A 22,068-nucleotide genomic window follows, 5' to 3' on the forward strand; every position below is an offset into this window, starting at 1 on the left:
AAGTTCTTTGATGCTGGGATGCGCTGGGAAAATTTTGTATCGATAAAAGGTTGGGCTTAGGAAATCGTTGTAATTTTTTGTGTTGTGCATAGGCAAAATGGGAAGTGCGGGAGAAAGTGCGGACTAATTACACCGCCTTCGGACTCCAACAGAAAGGTATAGGATTAACCGCAACACTTTCTAATCAACAAAATAAGTATTTGTTTAATGGTAATGAACTGCAAAGCAGTGAGTTTGCCGACGGTAGCGGATTGGACGCAATGGATTTTGAAGCAAGAATGTACGACCCGCAAATCGGAAGATTCTGGCAGCAAGACCCCATGCAGGAATATATGCGTAGATGGAGTTCTTATGCTTTTTCTTTTGATAATCCGATATTATTTAATGACCCGACAGGAAGAGTCCCGGGCGACACTGCTGAGTTACCGACAGTTATACTAGATTATCATATAAAGAAGGCTCATCCAAGCACTTCCATAGGTGCGATTGCTCTACAAGTATTTAAAAGAAATGCAGTTGGCTGGGAGCTTGCTGCCGAAGACCCTGAGCCTATAACTAAAACACTCATTACTATTTTTGACATAGGTGCAACACTTTACACAGGCTATCGTTTATATGAAGACAATAAGGAACAGGAGTTGCAAAACCAAATACCTGACTCTACTTCTGTTGTAACACCTGTAAATATTCCACCTTCTCCTGATGATGAAGTACCAGAACCTTCAGAGGAAGAATCGAAAAAGAAGATAGATAACACAGGAAAGCAGAATATAAATAATCAAGAAGATAATAGAAAAGCAGATGAAATTATTCAAAAAGATCGGAAAGGATCTATTAACAGAGAATTTCCTGATCAATACAGGCAAAAAACATTAAAAGAAATTGAAAAGGCAGCAAAAACAGATAGAGAAGCCAAGAAAGCTTTAAAATTACTTAAAGATGGAAGATTTAAAAAATAACACACTTTATAAATTTCTTTGGTTGCCAGATGAACAAGAGGTTGTAAGATTAATGAAAACAGAAGAGAAAGCATCCAGCATTGATATTGAGATAATTATAGAAAATTTGAAAAAGCACATAAATATTTCTACATGGTATAAAGAATATGCTTTCTTGTACCATGAATGGCTTAATAATGACATAAATACTATTTATGATATTTATGAAGATATTAATGAAAGTATGATATCGGCAATTAAGAAAGTAAACAAAGAATTAATAAGATATCAAATGCTGCTTTTCTATTGGTTTGATATTGATAGAACTCTCAATGAGAATTGGATTTGGAAAGAGGATCCTTTCTCCCATAATAAATTATTTTTATTGGATGCATCTTATAAAGAAATAAATAGAAAAGTAAGTTTAGAAAATTTTATAGTCTTCCCAGCAACGTCCACAGAATTTTGATAAAAAGCTGCAACCAATGTGCCCCTCTCCTGATGATGGGTAGTGTATCAGATATGTTGATATTTCTTGAAAGGCACGGCAAATGTGGGTCATAGCAGATTGGAGAAATAAAAACATCGCAATAATGTATATGTGTTTTTATTATAGTATCGGTTTTCAAACAATAGAAGCTATTTAAGAAAACAATTTGGCAGTAAGTGTATCAGATATGTTGATAATTGAAAGATCATAATATATTTCTGCGATTAGTTATAACTACCTAAATTTACCCTCGGTTATCAGGGTAAGCGGCAAAGGAAGTATTTATTATACGTACGATGCAAGTGGAAACAAATTAAAGAAAACCACAATTGACAGTACGGTGCTTCCTGCAAGGAAAACGGTTACGTTGTATTTAAACAATTCTGTTTACCAGAATGATACCTTACAGTTCTTTGGCACAGGTGAAGGCAGAGCGAGGGCAAATGCAGCAAACACGGGATGGGTTTATGATTATATGCTGAAAGACCATTTAGGGAATACCCGCATGGTGATCACGGATGATTACAATGTGGCGAGTCCTATACTCGAAGCAAATAGTTATTATCCTTTCGGGCTCCAACAAAAAGGAATAGGGTTAACCGCAACACTTTCTAATCAACAAAATAAGTATTTGTTTAATGGTAATGAACTGCAAAGCGGTGAGTTTGCCGACGGTAGCGGACTTGACGCAATGGATTTTGAAGCAAGAATGTACGACCCGCAGATAGGGAGATATTGGCAGCAAGACCCACTAACTGAATATATGCGCAGATGGAGTCCTTATACTTTCTCTTTTGATGACCCGGTTTCGTTTAATGACCCCTTTGGGATGATGCCCGGAGATACAACCCAGATTACTCCGCCAATGATAGATGGCTCTGTGCAGGCAGGTCAGCAATCAACAACAGAAGCAAGCGGAACTTTGGCAGACGTTACAGTTACTACACAAGCAAAACCACAACAATCCACGGCAAGAAAAATTGTTGAATGGCTTCCTGTGGTTGGGTTCGCTGCAGATGCGTATGATGCTGCAAAAGGAGGGCATTGGTGGAAAGCCGCCTTATTTACATTGGCAGCAATAGGAGATGCTGCAACATTAGGGGAAGAAGGAGCCGTAGCCCATGCAGGAGAAAGTTTAGTCGAACATGGAGTGGAAGAATTAGCGGATAAAACTGCAGTACAAGCGGAAGAGGAAGTCGCGGAAAAAGCTGAAGTTGAGGCTGAAAAGATGCACGGACATCATTCTGACCCTAAATTTATGGGTGGAGAAGAGAAGCAGAAACTTACCGATATGCCACAAAGTGAGCATCAGCAGTTGCATAGAGATTTGAACGACCATTTAGTTAATTATAAAGATGCCAAAGGAAATCACATGAGACCGCAACCTGGTAATCCTGGAAGAGAAATCCAGCTAAACTTTTCGAGAGAAGACCGCTTAAAAGCTTTACGTGATTTTTATCAAGGTCCGGGAAGTAAATATACACAAGCGGCAAAAGATTTCTTTGAACAGCATCCAACTTTAAAACAATAGAAATATGTTATTAGGATATTCAATAAGCCCATCGGATAATAAATGTAATATGTTAGATGATGTTGTGTTAAACCAGTGTTCTAAGTATAGTAATATTTATGAACTTAATGCCATAAACCCAACCTATTCAAACAAAAAGAGGAAAGTAAATGTGTCATGTACTTACGATGGTTTCACAATTGTGTCAGATGTTTTTAAAGCGTTTTGTGAAGCTGAGGAATACTCAGGATTAGAATTTATAACACTCCCAAATTCTCCGGGATTTTATTGGTTTAAAATAAATAATGTTGTTGAATACGATACTGTGAGAAGAGAAACAAGATTTATCAATTATAGTGAAGAATGCCAAGGATATGAGGAAATTATTGGAGCCACTCCTGTATGCTTAAAGTGTAATATTCCGTTAGCAAACGGTTTTTTTCGTAGCGATGTATGTTTTGGAAGCTATGCAGGAAAATCGCCCATAGAAATGGTTGGTATAGAAACGAAGCAAAAACTTTCGGCTGCTGGTTTTAAGGAAATTTTTTTCAAAGAGATTTTAGATAAATACGATTGGGAGAAGTAGGATTGATTATCAAAGAAGTACTGGCTGTCCTTCTCGATTTTTATCAAGGTCCGGGAAGTAAATATGAGCAGGCTGCACATGATTTTTTTGAACAGCATCCAACTTTAAAACAATAAATTATATGTTATTAGGTTACACAATTGATCTTTCTGAGAATGATTTTTATATGTATGGCGACGATATTATTTTAGATGATTGTGCCAGATATGGTGATATTTATTCCATAAATAAGGTAAGTGAAACTTTAAAAATTAAATCGAAAAAAAATATATTCTATATACGCGATGGCTTTACAATTGTGTCGGAACAATTCAAACTGTTCTGCGAAAAAGAAAATTATGCGGGATTAGAATTTGTTTCGTTACCAAATTCTAAAGGCTTTTATTGGTTTAAAATAAATAATATTATAGAATATGATACTGAAAGAAAAAAAACAAGATTTATTAATTATAATGAAGATTGTAAAGGGTATGAAGAAATTATTGGAAGAAAGATTTGGAATATCGTTTAGCACGAATTATGAAGAGAGGGAGTAATGTATCAGATATGTTGATATTCCCTGAAATGCTTCCTTTCCCGCACAGGCTCCCGCAGGGGACTTTGCGATTTTATTCCCTCTATCGGTTGGTGTCCGCACCGACTGCAACAAAGCGGCAACGACTATATCCACAGCAACTACACGGACTTTCTATAATAAACAGTTCGGATATTCGACAAGCGGTGTAAACGGCTCTTTCGAGGAGAAATCCATGCTCCCGATAAAACATCATCAAACGGCTTATTTTATTTTTTCGCCGTTGTTGTTAGCGCAGCGCACCAACAACACAAAGTCCTACGACTACAACGGCAACATTACAAAAATGTACCAGTACGGGCTGAAGTCAAGCGGAAGTTCAAGCATTATTGACCAGCTGACTTATACTTACAGCAGTTACAGCAACAAACTGGCAAAAGTAGCCGATGCGGCACCTGTAGATAGTGCAGAGCATTTAGGCGACTTTTAGGACGGAACAAACACGGGCAATGACTATGCTTATGATGTCAACGGTAACCTTACCCAAGACCTGAATAAAAATATTTCTTCGATAATGTATAACTACCTAAATTTACCCTCGGTTATCAGGGTAAGCGGCAAGGGAAGTATTTATTATACGTACGATGCTGCGGGCAATAAACTAAGGAAGACAACAATAGACAGCACAGTGTTGCCTGCGGTAAAAACAACAACATTATATTTAGGCAGTTCTGTTTACCAGAATGATACCTTACAGTTCTTTGGCACACCGGAAGGCAGGGCGCGGGCAGACGGCAATACATGGGTCTATGATTACATGTTGAAAGATCATCTGGGTAATACACGTATGGTTATTACCGATGATTACAATGTGGCAAGCCCTATTCTCGAGGCTACGTCATACTATCCGTTCGGGCTACAACAAAAGGGAATAGGGTTAACCGCAACACTTTCTAATCAACAAAATAAGTATTTGTTTAATGGTAATGAACTGCAAAGCGGTGAGTTTGCCGACGGTAGCGGACTTGACGCAATGGATTTTGAAGCAAGAATGTACGACCCGCAAATCGGAAGATTCTGGCAGCAAGACCCCATGCAGGAATATATGCGTAGATGGAGTTCTTATGCTTTTTCTTTTGATAATCCGATATTATTTAATGACCCGACAGGAAGAGCCCCGGGCGACACTGCTGAATTACCGACAGTTATACTAGATTATCATATAAAGAAGGCTCATCCAAGCACTTCCATAGGTGCGATTGCTCTACAAGTATTTAAAAGAAATGCAGTTGGCTGGGAGCTTGCTGCCGAAGACCCTGAGCCTATAACTAAAACGCTCATTACTATTTTTGACATAGGTGCAACACTTTACACAGGCTATCGTTTATATGAAGACAATAAGGAACAGGGGTTGCAAAACCAAACAAGTACTCAAACGCCTGCTGCAACTAATGCGCCACCTTCTCCTGATGATGAACAAAAAGAAAGCTCAGAGCAAGAATCAAAAACAACAATTGATGAAAAAAACAAAAATCATATTTTTAGAGATAAAGATGGACATTTTAAAGATGATACTAAAGAGAATAGAAGTGAACTTGAAAATACTGCAAATAATCCTAAAAATAAGCTTGGAACAGATAAATATGGTAATGATTGGTATGCTAAAACACGAGAAGATGGCAAACAAGTTTGGGCAAGAGTTAGAAATGGGAAAATAACTAACGGTGGTATAAATGATATTCCAAAGTCTTATAACAATCAGACAGGATTGCAACAAAATTTAACTCCATAATTTATATGTATGAATAAAATTACTTTAACTGATAAAGAAGCTTATTTAGCAATGTTTTATTTTTTAGAAAGCCTTCAATCAAGAACTAATTCCGATGATTTAGCAAGTTATTTAGGTGATATACGATTAAGTTCATATGATGGAAAACCAATGGATCCAGCTTTATGGGATGATTGGGAAGAAGCAATACAACAAGTATTGGATAATCCCCCAGCAATCTCAGTAGTATAACAAATATGTTAATATTCTGTAGTGTATCAGATATGTTGATATTTCTTGAAAGGCGCGACAAATGTGGGTCATAACAGATTGGGGAAATAAAAACATCGCAATAATGTATATGTGTTTTTATTATAGTATCGGTTTTCAAACAATAGAAGCTATTTAAGAAAACAATTTGGCAGTAAGTGTATCAGATATGTTGATAATTGAAAGATCATAATATATTTCTGCGATTAGTTATAACTACCTAAATTTACCCTCGGTTATCAGGGTAAGCGGCAAGGGAAGTATTTATTACACGTACGATGCAAGTGGCAATAAACTACGCAAAGTTACGATTGACAGCACGGTACTTCCTGCGGTAAAAACCACAACGCTGTATTTAAACAGCTCCGTTTACCAAAATGATACCTTACAGTTCTTTGGCACAAGTGAAGGCAGGGCGCGTTCTGCTGGCAATACTTGGGTTTATGATTATATGCTGAAAGACCATTTAGGAAATACACGTATGGTGCTGACTGATGATTACAATGTGGCAAGTCCTATTCTCGAAGCAAATAGTTATTATCCGTTCGGACTCCAACAAAAAGCAATAGGGTTAACACAGGAAACTAACCCGCTGCACGATAAATACCTATTCAATCAAGGGACAGAGTTGCAGGAAGATTTTAATATAGACCTTTATGCAACCGACTATCGCAGTCTTGATCCACAACTTGGAAGATTTTGGCAGATTGATCCCGATGCAGAAAGCACAGAAAATTTATCACTTTTTAATTATGCTGCTAATAATCCAGTTCTGAATAATGACCCTTTGGGATTAGATACATTAATCAATACAGGACAAAAGGCTAAAGACGGAAGCGCTATATATGAAGGAGAAAATAAAACACAAGATGTTGTTGTTGCTTTTAAAAACAATTCTGTAGGTGCGCCTGGCACAGGAGAAAGCCTTATTCCTGTTTGGGGTTCAGGCAGGGCTGCTATTAATGATTTTCAGACGGGTCATTGGGGTTGGGGTATCTTTAACTCGGTAATGACAATTTCCGATTTATTTTTAGTAAAATCCGCTGTTACTGCCGTAGGAAAGCTGACTGTTATAGGCATAGGAAAACTGGTTGCTGAAGATGCAACAGAACAAGGGGCAAAGGCTCTTTTGAATCCTAGTATTGAGATGACAGAAAAAGGCTTAAATCATACCTTAGAGCGGCACACAGCGAATGATATTGCGAAATTTGCTGGCAAAAGCAAATTTTTTGATGCTGCTGATGTTCCTAAATTAGTAAAAGAAGCAACTCAACAGCCTATGGTAAAGCAAGCTAACGGTAATTTTGCGCGAATTGTTAATGCAGGAAAAGAAGTTGGTATTGATAGAGCCACAGGTCACGCAACCTCATTTTACACTGTAATTACCAATTCAAGTGGAGAATTAGTTACAGCATTTCCAGGTAAACCATAAATCAGTAATAATATGGGATGGACAATTGTTTTGGAAGATGAAAAGAAATCTAAAATAGAATCTCTTAATACAGAATTTTTTCTAAACTCATTTGAAGATGATATTATTAATAATGACGATTTTAAATTGGTTAAATATTTAAATCCATACGGAGATACGATTTTTAACAATCTGCAAATGAAAGACTTAATTACAGATTTAAAAATATTATCAAATAGAGGCTTCGGCAGTAAATTATTAATTGATAACCTTATATTATTGGCAAAAAGATGCATGGAAGAGTCGCATCTATATTTAGTTTTTTATGGCGATTAAATTTAATTGTAATATTCCCGCTGGTCGAGATGCCCTACGGAACATCCCGACCGATATATAAAACAGGATTTGCAAATCCCAAAAAGTTCTTTGATAACAATATCGCCGGGATGATATGGAAAGGCGCTAATGACCGCAAGGCAAGGAAGTATAATTACAGCTACGATGCCGCCAATCGTTTAACTGTCGCCAATTTCGGGCAGTATGTCGGACATGCATTCAGCACTTCCCCGGTCAACTATACGGTCAATAACCTTGCTTATGACTACAACGGCAACATTACAAAGATGTACCAGTACGGGCTGAAGTCCGACGGCTCTTCTCCGCTTATTGACCAGCTGGCTTATACTTATAGCAGCTACAGTAACAAACTACTGAAGGTTGCCGATGCCGCTGCCGGCACGGCAACGGAAAATCTGGGCGACTTCCAGGACGGAACAAACACGGGCAATGACTATGCTTATGATGTCAACGGTAACCTTACCCAAGACCTCAATAAAAATATTTCTGCGATTAGTTATAACTACTTAAATTTACCTTCGGTTATCAGGGTAAGCGGTAAGGGAAGCATTTACTACACGTATGATGCTGCGGGCAATAAGCTACGCAAAGTCACAATCGACAGCACAGTTTTACCTGCGGTAAAAACAACAACGCTATATTTAGGCAGTTCTGTTTACCAGAATGATACCTTACAGTTCTTTGGCACACCGGAAGGCAGGGTGAGGGCAGACGGCAATACTTGGGTGTATGACTACATGCTGAAAGACCATCTGGGTAATACACGTATGGTAATTACCGATGATTACAATGTGGCGAGTCCGATATTGGAAGCCACTAGTTATTATCCATTCGGCGAACAGATGAAGAACATTGACCTTGAAGCATCAGGTTCTTTACACAACAAAAAATGGACTTTCCAGAAGCAGGAATACAATGATGACTTGGGTGTTGATATTGATGAGTTCAAGTATCGTATGGATGACCCGCAGATTGGAAGGTTCTGGCAGATTGACCCGCTGGCGGATGATTACGAATATAACAGTCCCTACGCTTTTAGTGAGGATAAAGTTACAAGCCATATAGAGTTGGATGGCTTGGAAGCTACAATGCCAATTCCATTATCTCCAATATTTAATCCGGGTTCTGCACACGGTGGAAACGGTATGAGTAATTCGGATGCTATTCGAGAATTTGGAAATGACGTTTCAAAAGCAGCAAGCAATCTAATAACCACAACAACTGTTATTTTAGCAATCGGCTATGAAAAAATAAAGAATTTAATTGACCCGCCTAAGCCTGCTGATATGAAACCTAAAGTGCTTCATACCGAAGGAGAATCTACTTCTCAAAAAGATGATAGCAAATCGCAACAAGGTTCAGGAGAAGGACGAGGTAAAAATAATAGGAAACCCGATTCTGAAGCAGAAGGAGATCATAGTGTAATTAATGATAGAGGTTCTACAACTTTCCATAAAAATGACAAGAATCCAAAAGGATGGCAAGAAGGAGAACGAATTGACACAAAAGGGAAGCCGCATACTAATTCAGATGGTACCGTAGTTCCAACGCCTCATAAACATATTCCAAAACAAAAAGACGTTATTCCTTTAGACCCTAAAAAAGACCCAATGCCGAGGTCTAATTAAAATAAGAAATATGAATAGTTTAGTAATTATACAGAATTGGTTCCAATCAAATTGTAATGGAGATTGGGAACACGATTTTGGAATAAAGATAGAAACACTTGATAATCCTGGATGGTGTGTGACTATTGATTTAGAAGACACGCCATTAGAAAATTTATCGGTTAATGAAAGTAAGTCTCTCTCGGAAAATGATTGGTATTATATTTATACAAAGGAAAGGCAATTAATTGCTACTGGCGATATTAATAAGATAATTTTTTTATTAGACAAAATAGGAAATATATTATAATCTTCTCGCCGTTTGTGTTGGGTAGTGTATCAAATATGTTGATATCCTTTAGAATAGTTAATGTGATTAAGTCGCAGATGAATAGAAAAATGAAAAATAGGAATGTAATATGTAAGCGCAATTATGGCAACATCATTTTTTAGGCTATAAAAGCCGTTTACCGAAAGGAATTGATTGTAAGTGTTTCAGATATGTTGATGATTGAAAAATCATAATGTATTTCTTCGATAACGTATAACTACTTAAATTTACCCTCGGTTATCAGGGTAAGCGGTAAAGGAAGTATTTATTATACGTACGATGCGATTGGCAATAAGCTACGCAAAGTCACGATTGACAGTACGGTACTTCCGGCGAGGAAAACGGTTACTTTATACTTAGGCAGCAGCGTTTACCAGAATGATACCTTACAGTTCTTTGGCACACCGGAAGGCAGAGCGCGACCGGTCTCCCCCCCTTCGGAGGGGTCGGGGGAGGCTGGCTGGGTGTATGACTATATGCTGAAAGACCATTTAGGTAATACACGTATGGTCGTTACAGATGATTACAATGTGGCAAGTCCCATACTGGAAGCAAATAGTTATTACCCATTCGGATTAGAGCAAAAAGAGATAGGATTAATAACTTCAACATCAAATTATCCGAATAATAAAAAGAAATTTGTTGGACAGCTTTTAGATGACGATTTAGGATTAAACTGGTATCAGTTTAAATACCGCAATCATGATCCGCAAATTGGGCGCTTCGTAGAAATTGACCCGGTTGCTTCAGATTATCCTTATAATAGTCCGTTTGCATATGCGGAAAATAGACCTATAGATGGAATTGATTTAGAGGGAAAAGAGTTTTGGCGAGCTGTTGGCGATTTTATAAGTGGAAATTATGGATTAGCCTCTGCAGAATTCTCCGAATGGAAAAATAGTTATCCGGAAGCAATAAATGCAGGAATAAGATTATCTTCAGGAACATCCGGTAAATCGGCAACAGACCATATGCCCGATGGCATATCGAAAAATGTAGTTAAGATATCTGCTACTATTCAAGATGCTGTTTCTGCATCTAAACCTTTGGTTGACCAATTAGAAACCTACAATGCCATAGCTTCATTAACTCCGGTGGGTGAAGGTGAAGAATTATCTACTGTTTTGATGGAAAGTAAAGATATTATTTCTGGAATGTCGGATATGACTTTAGAAATGAAATCTTCCGTAGCTAATTTATCATTAAAAAATGTTTTTGGTATAACTGAAGATGGAGGAAATTTTGTTTATCGTTCATTAACAAGTGCAAATAGTGAATCATTAAGTGTTGGTAAAGGAATTTTTGCAAAAGCACCAGGCGGTTCTTGGACATTGGAACAACATCTAATTCAAGGTTCAAGCCCTAAATCATTTCTGTATGATCCTTGGATAGCCACATCAACTGATATAAATGTTGCAAGGTCATTCTCTAGTGGAAATGGGCTAATCAGGATTGATTTATCAAAAATTCCAGCAAATGCAATACAACAAGGGTGGATGAATTTACCTAGAACATCTGCGGGTTATCATTATTCTATTTGGCAACAAGAAGTTTCAATTTTTGGATATATTCCACAAGATGCAATTAAAACTGTGAAATAAAATGAGAGAAATAAGATTTTACAAAGTGGACGAACCTTATGGTTATTTTTCAAATTTTTCCCCTTTCCCTATTTTTATAGACGATGAAAGATGGAATACTGTTGAGCATTATTTTCAAGCCAGTAAATTTAATGATAGAGAGATTAAAAAAAAGATTCAATTAATAGTGTCGCCAATGGAAGCAGCAATCGAAGGAAGAAATAAAAAGAATATTCTTCGAGAAGATTGGGAGCTGATAAAGGACGACATTATGTATAAGGCTTTAAAATGTAAATTTTTACAACATCCTAATTTAATGCATAAATTATTTTCAACTCAAGATTGTTTAATTATTGAGCACACACGGAATGATAATTATTGGGGAGATGGCGGTGATGGTATGGGAAAAAATAAACTGGGAATTGCATTAATGAAAGTTAGGGATGAACTATTGAAACTCGTAAATGATAAATTAGCCGTTTTGCCACCATGGATTGCTTTTCCAACAATAAGTCAATATGATTTGTTTTGGAGAATGGGACTAGGTGAAGAATATCTGACACAATGGTCAAAATACTTTTTGGCTGCCAATAAAGGTGAATACAGAAAGAAATATCCAGAAACTAAAGAATGGGAAGGAATTTACGATTAGCATTTGTCTTACAACCTCTATGAACTTTAGCAGCGAGTTGGCAGGGTAAGGACTTGTCTACGCTTATCTGAACAATATCTACCCCTGACGCAAGATAGAAAAAGCCCTTCAGGAGAACATTCATTTTATGTTGGCTTTTGGGCAACAGCACGCCCGACTTCCACACCATTAATTAGTCCTAAAAATTTTGTGTTTAATAATGTCCTATGCATATAATAGTTGAATATTATTTGTTTGGTGGTTTGTTATTCATCAACAAATAGGACAACTTCGGATTAAAGAAGAAAAAATAGAAGCCAATATTAAAAACAATCCCCGCAATAAAACAATAAATGACGAGTATGTATATTTTGATAAACTATTGTATAAAAGGCGAACGAAAATTGAACACGCCAATGCGTGGATGGATGCTTTCAAAGCGTTGCTTATTCGATTTGAAACAAAAATCTGTACTTGGATGGCTTTGCAATGGCTCGCTTTTATTGTTATTGTAAGCTTCCCTTATTTTAGTGCCAGCGTTAATTAGAGTTTTCAAATGTAGCTGCTTTTTTCATTTGATACATCAAAAAAGTAAAACCGCCGGCTTTAAATCAGCTTTGCAATATAATACGCCGCAAATGCAGCAATCACTCCAATTAATACCGTCTTCAACGCGCCTTTGAATGGCGACTGTCCGGTAAATTTTGTTTTTACGTAACCAAACAAAAACAGAAAAAGCAATGTGATAATCACAGACCATTTCAAGCCTGCTAAAGGCGTATCTGTAAAAAAATATGAGATTAACGGAACGATGCCGCCAATTAAGTACGACAGTCCTATTGTAAGCGCACTCTTTGTTGCACGACGCTCATCCGGCTTCTCCATACCAAGCTCGAAGCGCATCATAAAATCGACCCAAAGTTTTTTATCTTTACATAATTCCTCCGCAATTTCATCCTGCAATTTTCTGCTAATGCCATATTCTGCAAATACTTCCTTGACCTCTTCTTTTTCTGTCTCGGGTACTTTTTCTACTTCATCATATTCTCTCTGAAGCTCGGTGGCGTAGTGTTCCTGCTCCGTTTTTCCCGCAAGAAATCCGCCAAGCCCCATAGAAATTGAACCCGCGACAAGCTCCGCAATCCCGGCAGTAATTACGATACTGTTGTGTGCTCCGGCGCCGCTCAAACCCGCAGCCAGTGCAAAAGGAACAGTCAATCCATCGGACATTCCGATGATAATATCGCTAATAAACTGAGAAGAAGTAAAATGCTTTTCTGAATGTGCAGCCATAATAAGTTATTGTTATTACGTAAAAATATGACAATAACCACAAAGCAAATCATGGATTATTTTTAACATCACAAAATTGTTTATACTGCAATAATTCAGCTAATTTGTTTGGCTGTTTAACTTGATATTTTGAAAAATTTATTCTGTATCTTTTTTGTTTCTTCTTTTGTTATTCACATTCACGCACAAACTATCCGTGGACACGTGTACGGCAGCGCCAATAAAGAGCATCCGTTGAAAAATGTAAAACTTGTAACATCGTCCGGCAATACTGCTTACACCAATGCAGACGGCGCATACACAATTAACATGAATAAAGAAAATGATACATTATTTGTGTTTCATGAAGACAAAGAAATGATACGCTTTCCTGTAAATTATGTTACCGCAACCGATAAGTTTGACATTTATCTTGACAATCCGAATTTTGCCGATTCATCTGTTGCACATGAATTGCCTGAAGTAAAACTTCATGCAAGAAATTATCACGAAGATTCTTTACAAACAAGAGAAAAATACAATGATATTTTCACGTATGAAAAGCCGAAATTCCGTTATGGAAAGGAATGGATTTTAACGCCTTTGGGCGGTGCAGTAAATATTGACGCGCTGATTCGGCTTGCACAAATTAACCGAACCAAGCAAAAGTGGCGCAATAAACAATTTGCATTGCAAAGCGAAGAAGAATTGTATGTAAACAGCCGTTTCACACGAAGCCTTGTGGGCAGTATTACGCATTTGGACGATGATAAAGAACTGGCTGTTTTTATGAATTATGCAAAGCCGACAGCTATGCAATTACGCATAATGAACGATTTGGCGCTCAACCAATTTATCGTTGACCAATTCAAAGAATACACAAAGTGCAAAGTATCAAGAAATTAATTTTTCATATTTGACCATTTGTTTTGCAAACTCAATGACTTCCACACTTTTCCCTACCTTTGCACACTATTCAAAACAGTTATGTCATTACCGCAGTCTCCATACATTTTATATTCCGACGGCAACGGAAACATCTTTGAAGACACATCATTGTATGTTGTCGGTCGTGCAGGCTGGGATGCATTTCCCGTTCCCGACGAAGATTGGATTGAACTGCCCGACGGTGGGAACCTCTATGAATTACCCGGGCGACGGGGCATTGGCATTGATGTAAAAACAGGCGAAATGCGTCTATGTGATAAAGGCTGGGCGGTTGCGGCTTTCATTCCGCCGGCGCATACAGGTTTGTATCTCGCGGCTTATGAAACTACCCAAGATGATGCGCCAACTTTGCCTTTGTTTTGTTATACGGCAGCAGGTTGGTATGACAATAAATTTTATGTTCCTGCCGTAAGAATTGAAGACGATATACGACAAGAATGTGCAGGATATGATGATACAAAAGTTGCAACAGGCGCGGTTGAATTATTAAAAAATTATCCGCACAACCGGTTGGTAAAACACCTGATGGATAATTGCTGCAACACATATCATTGCCCGGCGGCGCGCAATTTTGCATTGGGACGTTGGGAATGCCCCGTGCCGGCTTCGCCTGCGTGCAATGCTAATTGCATTGGCTGTATCTCTTTCCAGCCGGAAGAAGAAACCATTGTTTCTACACAAGACAGATTAACGTTCAAACCATTGCCGGAAGAGATTGTAGAATTTACCGTTCCGCATTTGTTGAACGCGCCCTATCCTATCGTGAGTTTCGGGCAAGGCTGCGAAGGCGAACCTTTGCTGATGTGGGAAACCATCAGAAATTCTATTTTCGAAATCCGCAGGCATACGCAAAACGGAAGTATTAATATTAATACCAACGGCTCTAAGCCGGATGCCGTGAAAGCCTTGTGTGAAGCGGGTTTGAACAGCATTCGCGTAAGCTTAAATTCTGCACAAAAACATATTTATACAAAATATTACCGCCCGAACAATTACGAGTTTGAAGACATTGTCGAAAGCCTCAAAGTAGTACGCAGTTTCGGCGGTTGGGCAAGCATCAACTATTTTGTTTTTCCCGGCATGACAGATACGGAAGCGGAATACGAAGCATTACGCAAGCTCATCAAAGAATCGGATTTAACCATGATTCAATGGCGCAATTTCAACATTGACCCCGATTGGTATCTCGGGCATATCGGCATTACCGAAACTTCGGAGATTATGGGCATTAAACAAATGATGGATTTGATTCACGAAGAATTTCCGCTGGTAAAATTTGGTTATTACAATCCACCGATTGAACGTATTAGAGGCGAATACGAGAGTGATTTTGCGCATTAATTTATTACTGTAATCTGCAATTTCAAACATTGAGCGGTGTATTTGCAATGCACTTTTTATGTATTAAAAATCCTCAGGCAGTCGTTTCTCTCCTTGCCGGAAATTTAATATATTGCATTCATAATACTCTTGAATGCGAATTTTTGCTGCAATACTTTTTCTCATCACAATCTGCATTTCGCCTTTCAGCTTAAAAGCTCAACACCTGCCTACCGATGCGCTTATCGAAGCATGGAACGCAAGCGATACTTCTCAAACTACTAAAGCCGAAGCTACTTACGCAGATTTAAAAGCGTACGCCAAGCCTTCTGCTTTTCGGCAACGCACTCTTGAATTAGACAATTATTTGCAAAATCATTACAGCCCGCGTTTGGCGGTGCGAATAATCATCTATAAAATATTAGGGAAAAGAGAGCTTAATATTCCTGATACTTCTGCTGTTTCTTCTATCAAAAAGGCAGTTTCTGCTGCGTCTTCCATCGGAGACAAGCAACTTCTTTCTGAAATATATACGCTGTATGCAGCAATTCTAAGCGAAAGAGAGACTGCGGCGTCTCTTTTTTACATAATGAAAGCAATAGACGTGCAACAACAAATAGGTGTGGAGCATTTTCCACTTATTTACCTGCGTTATTTAAGTGTAAGCGCAGTACTGTATCAAACTACCAATTATACACAAAGCATTCATTACGGTTTGCAAACGCTGGCGCTGATGCATACTCCGCATACTGATATTTCCAATTATTGTTTGCAATTAGATGCTTTAGGTGCATCGTACAAAGCACTAAAAAAGGCGGACAGCACTATTTATTACTATCAAGAACTTCAAAACATTCTTGCAGACTATATTCACAACCCGAAGGATTATGTTTATCATTCCGCGCTTCCCGATTCAGTTTTCGTAAAAATATGGAAAGGTGTTGCCAAAGGCGGAATTGCACAAGGTTTATTTTTGCAGGGCAAATACGATGAAGCGATACCTTTGCTTTCACAAAATATACAATCAAGCATAGCAACAAAACAGTTTAGCGACGCAGCGCTGGCGCAAAATACATTAGCGAAAATCAACCTTATTCACGAACAATTCGATAGCGCATTGTACCAAAGCAAGCTCGCTTACCAATGGGCATCTCAAAGCGGCGACCTGCAAAATACCATTACCGCACTACAAAATATCTCCGACACCTACAAAATGCTCGGCAAATACGACAGCGCTTACGTTTACAATGACAGGTATCATACTTACTCCGATACATTACAAGCCAAAATCAATAACAGCAAACTTGCTACTATCAACGCGCGCATCGAATACGAGGACATGCAAATATCTCTTCAACATGCACAAAACGCGGAAGTGGCTCAGGTTCGGCTGCGCAACTACATATTGGCGGCAGTAGCGCTGCTTGCCATTTTTGCGGGGCTTTTGTATAACCGCTATCGCTTGCAGCAAAATCTTCATTACGAAAGACTACAAAAAGAAAAACAAGCCGCCGAATGGGAAGCTGCGCAAACGAAACAGCAAATTGCCAATGCACAACAGCAACTCGACGCTTTTACCCGCAATATCTCCGAAAAAAATATATTAATAGAAACACTTCAGTCTCGCCTCAACAATGATACAAACGCCAATAAAGCATTAAACGATATTACTATCCTTACCGAAGAAGACTGGATTCGCTTCAAAGATTCTTTTGAAAAAATTTATCCCGGTTATTGGTTACGGCTCAATCAAAAAATGCCGGAACTTACAACCGGCGAACAACGATTTATGGCGCTCGCCAAGCTCGGAATGAACAACAAAGAAATGGCAGCTGCTACCGGCGTATCGCCGCAGAGCATCCGTGTAACCATTTTCCGCCTGCGAAAAAAAATAAATATTTCCGAAACAGACAACATTCGCTCTATCGCGCAAAACATCTGACAACTTAAAATAAGACAATAATTGTAACGCTTTTGTAACGACCATGTAATGCATTTGTAACGCTGTTTTCTTCTCACACAGCAACCTCTAAGGTAATTTTATGTGTGTGAAAAAACCATCAAAAGACACACTCGTGTACGGGCTATTAATATTGCTTACACTCTTGGTTATGGTATTGGTATGGTGGTATTTTGATAAGCGAATTGAAAATATGACGGAGTAAATTTAACGGAGCTATTTTCCATAAAAATTCTTTCATTACCTTTTAAAAAGGTACAGATACAAAAACTTTGTAAGGTCGTAACCATTATTGCTAAGGGGAAATAATACAACTTACACCTGCGACGCGCCGCAATCTGAAACTACTGCTTATTACAGATTGAACCCCGTGAATAATGACGGCAAGAGTACATATATTAATGTTATACGCTGTCGCAAAACGACAGCGGCTTCTTGTCCGGTTTCCCGGGTATGTTCTGCGCCTTTGCCGTTCTTATTGCGAAAGAGAAAAGACAAAATGAAATCATTTTCCATTTAATAGAAATATAATATCAGCATGTTCTTCTCTTTTTAATTTTTTGGCGTGTAGTTCAACTTCAATATATTTGGAAAATATATTCTATCATTTAATAATTTAAGTACAAATGGCTCAAGACCTGACTTTAGACCAAATACAAAACTTCAAAGGGAAATATCCCAAGCAAATCTGGTATATGTTTCTCGTAGAAATGTGGGAACGTTTTTGCTTTTACGGAATGCGTGGCGTACTTACCATTTTTATGATTGACCATTTGCGCGGCGGACTTGGGCTTGCCGAAAAATCTGCAAATCTCCAGTATGGCACTATTCAGGCTTTTGTATATGCGTTTACTTTTTTAGGTGGAATGTTTGCCGATAAAATTTTAGGCTTCAAGCGCTCACTCGTTTTCGGTGCGCTTGTGATGATTGCGGGAAACTTTATCATAGCAGCAAATCCGCACGATTGGTTTTATCTTGGAATTACTTGCAGCGTTATAGGAACAGGATTTTTTAAACCGAATATTACCTCAATGGTCGGTTGGCTCTACAAAGATGGCGATGTGCGGCGCGATGCGGGTTTCAGTCTTTTTTATTCCGGTATTAATTTAGGTGCACTGTTTGGCGGCATTGTTTGTGTATATCTTGGTAAATCTCCCGATTTCGGTTGGTCTTATGCTTTTATAGCTTCAGGGACTGTAATGATTGTAGGATTGATTACCTTTTTACTAACGAAAAAATTCATTAAACCAATCGGTAATAAGCCCGGAACAAATGAAAATCTTCATGTTGTGGACATCAACGACACTTTACAAAAAGTGGAAATAGATACACCTGTAAAAAACTCCAATCCCGCATGGAAAGAATATGCTGTGTATGCAGGTGGTATTATCGCTATTCCTATTATTTTATTGCTGATAAAAAATGCGAGCTTCACTTCCGTTTTTATGTATTCGCTTGCAATAGTCGCGGTACTTTATTTTTTGTTTGAAGTATTTCGCCAGAAAGAAGAAGGTGCAAAATCAAAGCTGTTTGCAGCATTCATTTTTATCTTTTTCTATTTCGTGTTTGAAACATTTTTTGAGCAAGCCGGCGGTTCACTCGCCATTTTCGCAGAGAAAAATCTGTCGCACAAATTACTCGGCTTTATCACGCTCGACCCGAATATGGTTAATAATTCAGCCAACTCATTCTTCATTATTTTTCTTGGCTTGGTAGCCGGCATGGTGTGGCTTTGGATGTCGAAAAGAAAAGCCGAACCTAATACGATTAACAAATTCGGTATCAGCTTTTTGTTTATGGCAGCATCTTATTTTTTCTTTTTCTATTTAAGATATACAGCCAATGCGCAGGGCACGGAAGCATCGCTCGGCATATTTACATTTGCTTACCTGCTTATTTCCATTGCAGAGATTTGTTTATCGCCGATTGGAATGTCCATCGTTACCAAGCTTTCTCCTAAAAAATTACAAGGCGTGATGATTGGTATGTGGTTTCTGGCAAGCGCTTATGGTCAATACGGCGCGGGATTGTTAGGAGCAGCTATGTCTTCCGGCGGAAGCACAACCACCAATTACGACCGTTTACTAAGCTATACAGATGGTTACAAACAAATGGCATACATTTGCGTTGCCGCAGGCATATTGTTAATCGTGTGTGCGCCGCTGATAAAAAAGCTGATGCGCGGTGTAAGATAAAAATTATGACCTTTGAAAATATTATTTAAAAAGAATGCAGTTTATCTCTCAATGATAACTGCATTTTGCTTATATACAAATGTTTCTTTTTCGCAAGATACTTCCTGGGTAAAAAAGCTGATGCACCGGTATCTGTCCAACGAAAAAGATACGGTAAGGAAAAATTCTTTCTTCCCTTTTCCCGTGGGATCCATTGCGCCGGAAACAGGCTTGGAATATGGCTTTACCGCTATTTATTCTTTTTATACAGACAAGCTGGATAAAGAAACCCGCGTATCTACCCTGAATTTTTTGGGCACACACACCACTAAAAATCAGACCTCTCTGAAATTGCTTGCAGACGTGTGGAGCAAACAGAACAAGTATCATTATTATGCAGAATTCCGTTATCAAAATTACCCTTACGACTTTTACGGAATTGGCGCCCATACCGTCGCAGCCGACAAAGATGTGGTTAATGAAAAACGTGGACTCGCAATTGTTGCAGTGGATAAAAAAATTGTACGGCATTACTATATTGGGCTAAGGAGTGGTTTTGAAAAATACGCATACCATAATATGGATGCAGGTGGCACACTCGCTTCAGGAGATTATTACGGTAAATACGGCGGCAAGCAAGTTTATTTTGGTATTGAACAAATATATGATTCGCGCAACAATGTTACTTATACGACAAACGGTTTATACGGAAAAGTCTCATTTAATTATACACCTGATTTTTTCGGTGGGAATAATTTTCATGGAAGCTTTATCAATTTTGATGGCAGATATTTTACGCCTGTCAGCTCAAAAATAACTTTGGCATTCAATGGAATATACCGGGAAATTTCGGGTAAAGATGTCCCCTTTTATTTGCTGCCGAAGCTGGGTGGCGAAGATATGATGCGCGGTTATTATCAAGGGCGGTTCAGAGACAAAAATATGCTGGCTGCGCAAGCCGAATTTCGTTACCGTTTTATTCCACGCTTTGCAGCGGTCGCATTTGGCGGTTATGGTACGGTTTACGGGCAGGAAAATTTTTCCTTCGGAATATTAAAACCAAGTTACGGAATAGGCATTCGGTATTTCTTTGATTTAAGCAAAGATTTAACCATGCGGCTGGATTACGGCGTAGGACAAAAGCTGCCAAATGAAAAACGTTTGTCCGGTGTTTATTTTTCCATGAATGAAGCGTTTTAAAAAAGCCACAGATGTACAGAAAAATCATCTGATACATCTGTGGCTTTATCATAAATCTGTTTTTTACGCCGATACTTCAATTGCAGCGGCTACTTTTGTTACACTTTTACCTTTGTTGCTTCTTGCCATACGTGAAAACACAGACAGTTCGCGACAAAACAAAAATTTGAATAGCAATTTCGTATATGATGTGTGCGAAGCCAAACAGTCATAATGCTCATTCGCAATCTTTTTTATCTTGGGCAAATTGTGCCATGGAACAGATGGAAAATCGTGATGCTCATTGTGAAAACCTACGTTCAGATTTACCACATTCAAAGGACCATAATAGCTTTTTGTTTCCTGCTCGCCGTCGGTCAAAAAATGTTCCTGTACCCAACGTGCACCCAATGGATGCAAGCCAACCGAGAAAAAGAAGCTTCCCAACTGAAATACAATTCCTTTCCATCCGCAGAAATAATAAACGGCTCCGACATATATAATTTGCAGAAGCCAGTTCAACAACATCTCTTTGTCAAACAACTTTACTTCTTTGTTCATTCTCGTCAAACGGCTCGCCTGCGCAATCGGATAAAACAGCAACCACAACGCTTTTTTAATAGTAGAATTTCCCACCAGCTTTGCTTCCCAATAGCTCGGCATATCGGCATCCAGCGCTTCAATTCCCTGAAATGCGTGGTGCTTTAAATGATATTTTTTAAACGAAGAATAACTTGCAAATATCAATGGAAGATTTGCAATAAAACCTGCAACAGTATTCAATCCTCTCTTCTTAAAAATAAGATTGTGTGATGATTCGTGAATACATACGAACAGCGTGTGATCGGCAAACGCACCTACAAAATACGCGAGTACAAAAACGAGCCACCAATAGCTGTCGCGCAAAAAATAAGCAATAGTACTTTGCAAGGCAACGCAAAGCAGAATGATTAAAAATGTATAAGGATTTCGTCCGATTAGCTCCCTGATTTCGGGATGCTGACTAAGAATTTTTTTTGTGCGCAATTTATGCGGCTCGCACTCGTCCGACCAACTGAATTGTTGTTTACAGTTCATTGAAAATATTTATGGATGATGAATGGGATTGAAAGATAGGGGAAATTATTTGTCAATATCAACTAAAAACGATTTTTTTTTCATTATATTATCTACGATAATATCACAAAACCTAAATTAACAACTTGCTTAACAAAAAAGC

General features: G+C 38.3%; 21 protein-coding genes. 19 read left to right on the forward strand and 2 right to left on the reverse strand.

All coding sequences use genetic code 11. The features are described from left to right. Positions 1-104: 104 nt before the first annotated feature. The 14 genes from A9P82_RS08505 to A9P82_RS08570 all read left to right on the forward strand — a co-directional run bounded on the left by A9P82_RS08505 (position 105) and on the right by A9P82_RS08570 (position 12,017). A complete protein-coding gene (locus tag A9P82_RS08505) occupies positions 105-959 on the forward strand; it encodes an RHS repeat domain-containing protein (protein WP_066206683.1) in 855 nt (284 codons plus the stop codon). After that, a complete protein-coding gene (locus A9P82_RS08510; protein ID WP_066206686.1) occupies positions 940-1,407 on the forward strand; it encodes a hypothetical protein in 468 nt (155 codons plus the stop codon). Before A9P82_RS08505 ends, A9P82_RS08510 begins: the two co-directional genes overlap by 20 nt. 361 nt (positions 1,408-1,768) lie before the next feature. Next, complete coding sequence (locus A9P82_RS08515) at positions 1,769-2,959, forward strand: RHS repeat domain-containing protein (RefSeq protein ID WP_066206689.1); 1,191 nt, start codon at positions 1,769-1,771, stop codon at positions 2,957-2,959. A 4-nt stretch (positions 2,960-2,963) separates the two neighbouring features. Beyond that, positions 2,964-3,524 (forward strand): hypothetical protein, encoded by a 561-nt coding sequence (locus tag A9P82_RS08520; RefSeq protein ID WP_082915283.1) that lies wholly within the window; start codon positions 2,964-2,966, stop codon positions 3,522-3,524. A 121-nt stretch (positions 3,525-3,645) separates the two neighbouring features. Then, positions 3,646-4,035 carry a hypothetical protein gene (locus tag A9P82_RS08525; RefSeq protein ID WP_066206692.1) on the forward strand — a complete coding sequence of 130 codons (390 nt, stop codon included), beginning with the start codon at positions 3,646-3,648 and terminating at the stop codon, positions 4,033-4,035. Between the two features lie 238 nt (positions 4,036-4,273). Further along, positions 4,274-4,528 carry a hypothetical protein gene (locus A9P82_RS08530; protein WP_066206695.1) on the forward strand — a complete coding sequence of 85 codons (255 nt, stop codon included), beginning with the start codon at positions 4,274-4,276 and terminating at the stop codon, positions 4,526-4,528. An 84-nt stretch (positions 4,529-4,612) separates the two neighbouring features. Beyond that, positions 4,613-5,830 carry an RHS repeat domain-containing protein gene (locus A9P82_RS08535; protein WP_066206701.1) on the forward strand — a complete coding sequence of 406 codons (1,218 nt, stop codon included), beginning with the start codon at positions 4,613-4,615 and terminating at the stop codon, positions 5,828-5,830. A gap of 9 nt (positions 5,831-5,839) precedes the next feature. Next, entirely contained in the window at positions 5,840-6,061 is a 222-nt protein-coding gene (locus tag A9P82_RS08540; protein WP_066206705.1) for a hypothetical protein, read from the forward strand. A gap of 469 nt (positions 6,062-6,530) precedes the next feature. Further along, positions 6,531-7,511 (forward strand): RHS repeat domain-containing protein, encoded by a 981-nt coding sequence (locus tag A9P82_RS08545; RefSeq protein WP_066206709.1) that lies wholly within the window; start codon positions 6,531-6,533, stop codon positions 7,509-7,511. Between the two features lie 12 nt (positions 7,512-7,523). After that, positions 7,524-7,826 carry a hypothetical protein gene (locus A9P82_RS08550; RefSeq protein WP_066206711.1) on the forward strand — a complete coding sequence of 101 codons (303 nt, stop codon included), beginning with the start codon at positions 7,524-7,526 and terminating at the stop codon, positions 7,824-7,826. 29 nt (positions 7,827-7,855) lie between these two features. Further along, positions 7,856-9,475 (forward strand): RHS repeat domain-containing protein, encoded by a 1,620-nt coding sequence (locus tag A9P82_RS08555; protein ID WP_066206712.1) that lies wholly within the window; start codon positions 7,856-7,858, stop codon positions 9,473-9,475. 10 nt (positions 9,476-9,485) lie between these two features. Beyond that, the gene (locus A9P82_RS08560; RefSeq protein ID WP_066206715.1) at positions 9,486-9,764 is read left to right on the forward strand and encodes an Imm53 family immunity protein; all 279 of its coding nucleotides are present in this window, start codon (positions 9,486-9,488) and stop codon (positions 9,762-9,764) included. A gap of 497 nt (positions 9,765-10,261) precedes the next feature. Then, the gene (locus tag A9P82_RS08565; RefSeq protein WP_066206716.1) at positions 10,262-11,386 is read left to right on the forward strand and encodes an RHS repeat domain-containing protein; all 1,125 of its coding nucleotides are present in this window, start codon (positions 10,262-10,264) and stop codon (positions 11,384-11,386) included. A 1-nt stretch (position 11,387) separates the two neighbouring features. Further along, the gene (locus A9P82_RS08570; RefSeq protein ID WP_066206719.1) at positions 11,388-12,017 is read left to right on the forward strand and encodes an NADAR family protein; all 630 of its coding nucleotides are present in this window, start codon (positions 11,388-11,390) and stop codon (positions 12,015-12,017) included. Positions 12,018-12,602: 585 nt separating this feature from the next. Here A9P82_RS08570 and A9P82_RS08580 read toward each other — a convergent pair. Then, entirely contained in the window at positions 12,603-13,289 is a 687-nt protein-coding gene (locus tag A9P82_RS08580; RefSeq protein WP_066206726.1) for a VIT1/CCC1 transporter family protein, read from the reverse strand. A gap of 129 nt (positions 13,290-13,418) precedes the next feature. On the opposite strand from A9P82_RS08580, the gene A9P82_RS08585 reads away from it, so the two are divergent. From A9P82_RS08585 to A9P82_RS08605, 5 genes are all read left to right on the forward strand, one after another. Continuing rightward, the gene (locus tag A9P82_RS08585; RefSeq protein WP_066206728.1) at positions 13,419-14,174 is read left to right on the forward strand and encodes a hypothetical protein; all 756 of its coding nucleotides are present in this window, start codon (positions 13,419-13,421) and stop codon (positions 14,172-14,174) included. Between the two features lie 81 nt (positions 14,175-14,255). Further along, on the forward strand, positions 14,256-15,557 hold the full coding sequence (locus A9P82_RS08590; RefSeq protein ID WP_066206731.1) for a radical SAM protein: 1,302 nt from the start codon (positions 14,256-14,258) through the stop codon (positions 15,555-15,557). 133 nt (positions 15,558-15,690) lie between these two features. Continuing rightward, the gene (locus A9P82_RS08595) at positions 15,691-17,478 is read left to right on the forward strand and encodes a helix-turn-helix transcriptional regulator (protein ID WP_066206734.1); all 1,788 of its coding nucleotides are present in this window, start codon (positions 15,691-15,693) and stop codon (positions 17,476-17,478) included. A gap of 644 nt (positions 17,479-18,122) precedes the next feature. Further along, positions 18,123-19,691 carry a peptide MFS transporter gene (locus A9P82_RS08600; RefSeq protein ID WP_066206738.1) on the forward strand — a complete coding sequence of 523 codons (1,569 nt, stop codon included), beginning with the start codon at positions 18,123-18,125 and terminating at the stop codon, positions 19,689-19,691. 12 nt (positions 19,692-19,703) lie between these two features. Next, positions 19,704-20,870, forward strand: a complete 1,167-nt coding sequence (locus A9P82_RS08605; RefSeq protein WP_156522636.1) for a BamA/TamA family outer membrane protein — start codon at positions 19,704-19,706, stop codon at positions 20,868-20,870. 63 nt (positions 20,871-20,933) lie between these two features. Here A9P82_RS08605 and A9P82_RS08610 read toward each other — a convergent pair whose 3' ends face one another. Further along, positions 20,934-21,926, reverse strand: coding sequence for a fatty acid desaturase (locus A9P82_RS08610; protein WP_066206742.1), 993 nt, complete (start codon positions 21,924-21,926; stop codon positions 20,934-20,936). Between the last annotated feature and the right edge of the window lie 142 nt (positions 21,927-22,068).

Origin of the sequence: Arachidicoccus sp. BS20, from assembly GCF_001659705.1 — a bacterium.
Classification (GTDB): domain Bacteria; phylum Bacteroidota; class Bacteroidia; order Chitinophagales; family Chitinophagaceae; genus Arachidicoccus.

Bases quoted from the DNA above. Each gene is read 5' to 3' on its own strand.
- A9P82_RS08540 (WP_066206705.1), top strand. From the start codon at position 5,840: ATGAATAAAATTACTTTAACTGATAAAGAAGCTTATTTAGCAATGTTT.
- A9P82_RS08550 (WP_066206711.1), top strand. From the start codon at position 7,524: ATGGGATGGACAATTGTTTTGGAAGATGAAAAGAAATCTAAAATAGAA.
- A9P82_RS08525 (WP_066206692.1), top strand. From the start codon at position 3,646: ATGTTATTAGGTTACACAATTGATCTTTCTGAGAATGATTTTTATATG.
- A9P82_RS08510 (WP_066206686.1), top strand. From the start codon at position 940: ATGGAAGATTTAAAAAATAACACACTTTATAAATTTCTTTGGTTGCCA.
- A9P82_RS08545 (WP_066206709.1), top strand. From the start codon at position 6,531: ATGCTGAAAGACCATTTAGGAAATACACGTATGGTGCTGACTGATGAT.
- A9P82_RS08520 (WP_082915283.1), top strand. From the start codon at position 2,964: ATGTTATTAGGATATTCAATAAGCCCATCGGATAATAAATGTAATATG.
- A9P82_RS08595 (WP_066206734.1), top strand. From the start codon at position 15,691: ATGCGAATTTTTGCTGCAATACTTTTTCTCATCACAATCTGCATTTCG.
- A9P82_RS08530 (WP_066206695.1), top strand. From the start codon at position 4,274: ATGCTCCCGATAAAACATCATCAAACGGCTTATTTTATTTTTTCGCCG.
- A9P82_RS08580 (WP_066206726.1), bottom strand. From the start codon at position 13,289: ATGGCTGCACATTCAGAAAAGCATTTTACTTCTTCTCAGTTTATTAGC.
- A9P82_RS08610 (WP_066206742.1), bottom strand. From the start codon at position 21,926: ATGAACTGTAAACAACAATTCAGTTGGTCGGACGAGTGCGAGCCGCAT.
- A9P82_RS08600 (WP_066206738.1), top strand. From the start codon at position 18,123: ATGGCTCAAGACCTGACTTTAGACCAAATACAAAACTTCAAAGGGAAA.
- A9P82_RS08555 (WP_066206712.1), top strand. From the start codon at position 7,856: ATGCCCTACGGAACATCCCGACCGATATATAAAACAGGATTTGCAAAT.
- A9P82_RS08565 (WP_066206716.1), top strand. From the start codon at position 10,262: ATGCTGAAAGACCATTTAGGTAATACACGTATGGTCGTTACAGATGAT.
- A9P82_RS08590 (WP_066206731.1), top strand. From the start codon at position 14,256: ATGTCATTACCGCAGTCTCCATACATTTTATATTCCGACGGCAACGGA.
- A9P82_RS08560 (WP_066206715.1), top strand. From the start codon at position 9,486: ATGAATAGTTTAGTAATTATACAGAATTGGTTCCAATCAAATTGTAAT.
- A9P82_RS08570 (WP_066206719.1), top strand. From the start codon at position 11,388: ATGAGAGAAATAAGATTTTACAAAGTGGACGAACCTTATGGTTATTTT.
- A9P82_RS08535 (WP_066206701.1), top strand. From the start codon at position 4,613: ATGTATAACTACCTAAATTTACCCTCGGTTATCAGGGTAAGCGGCAAG.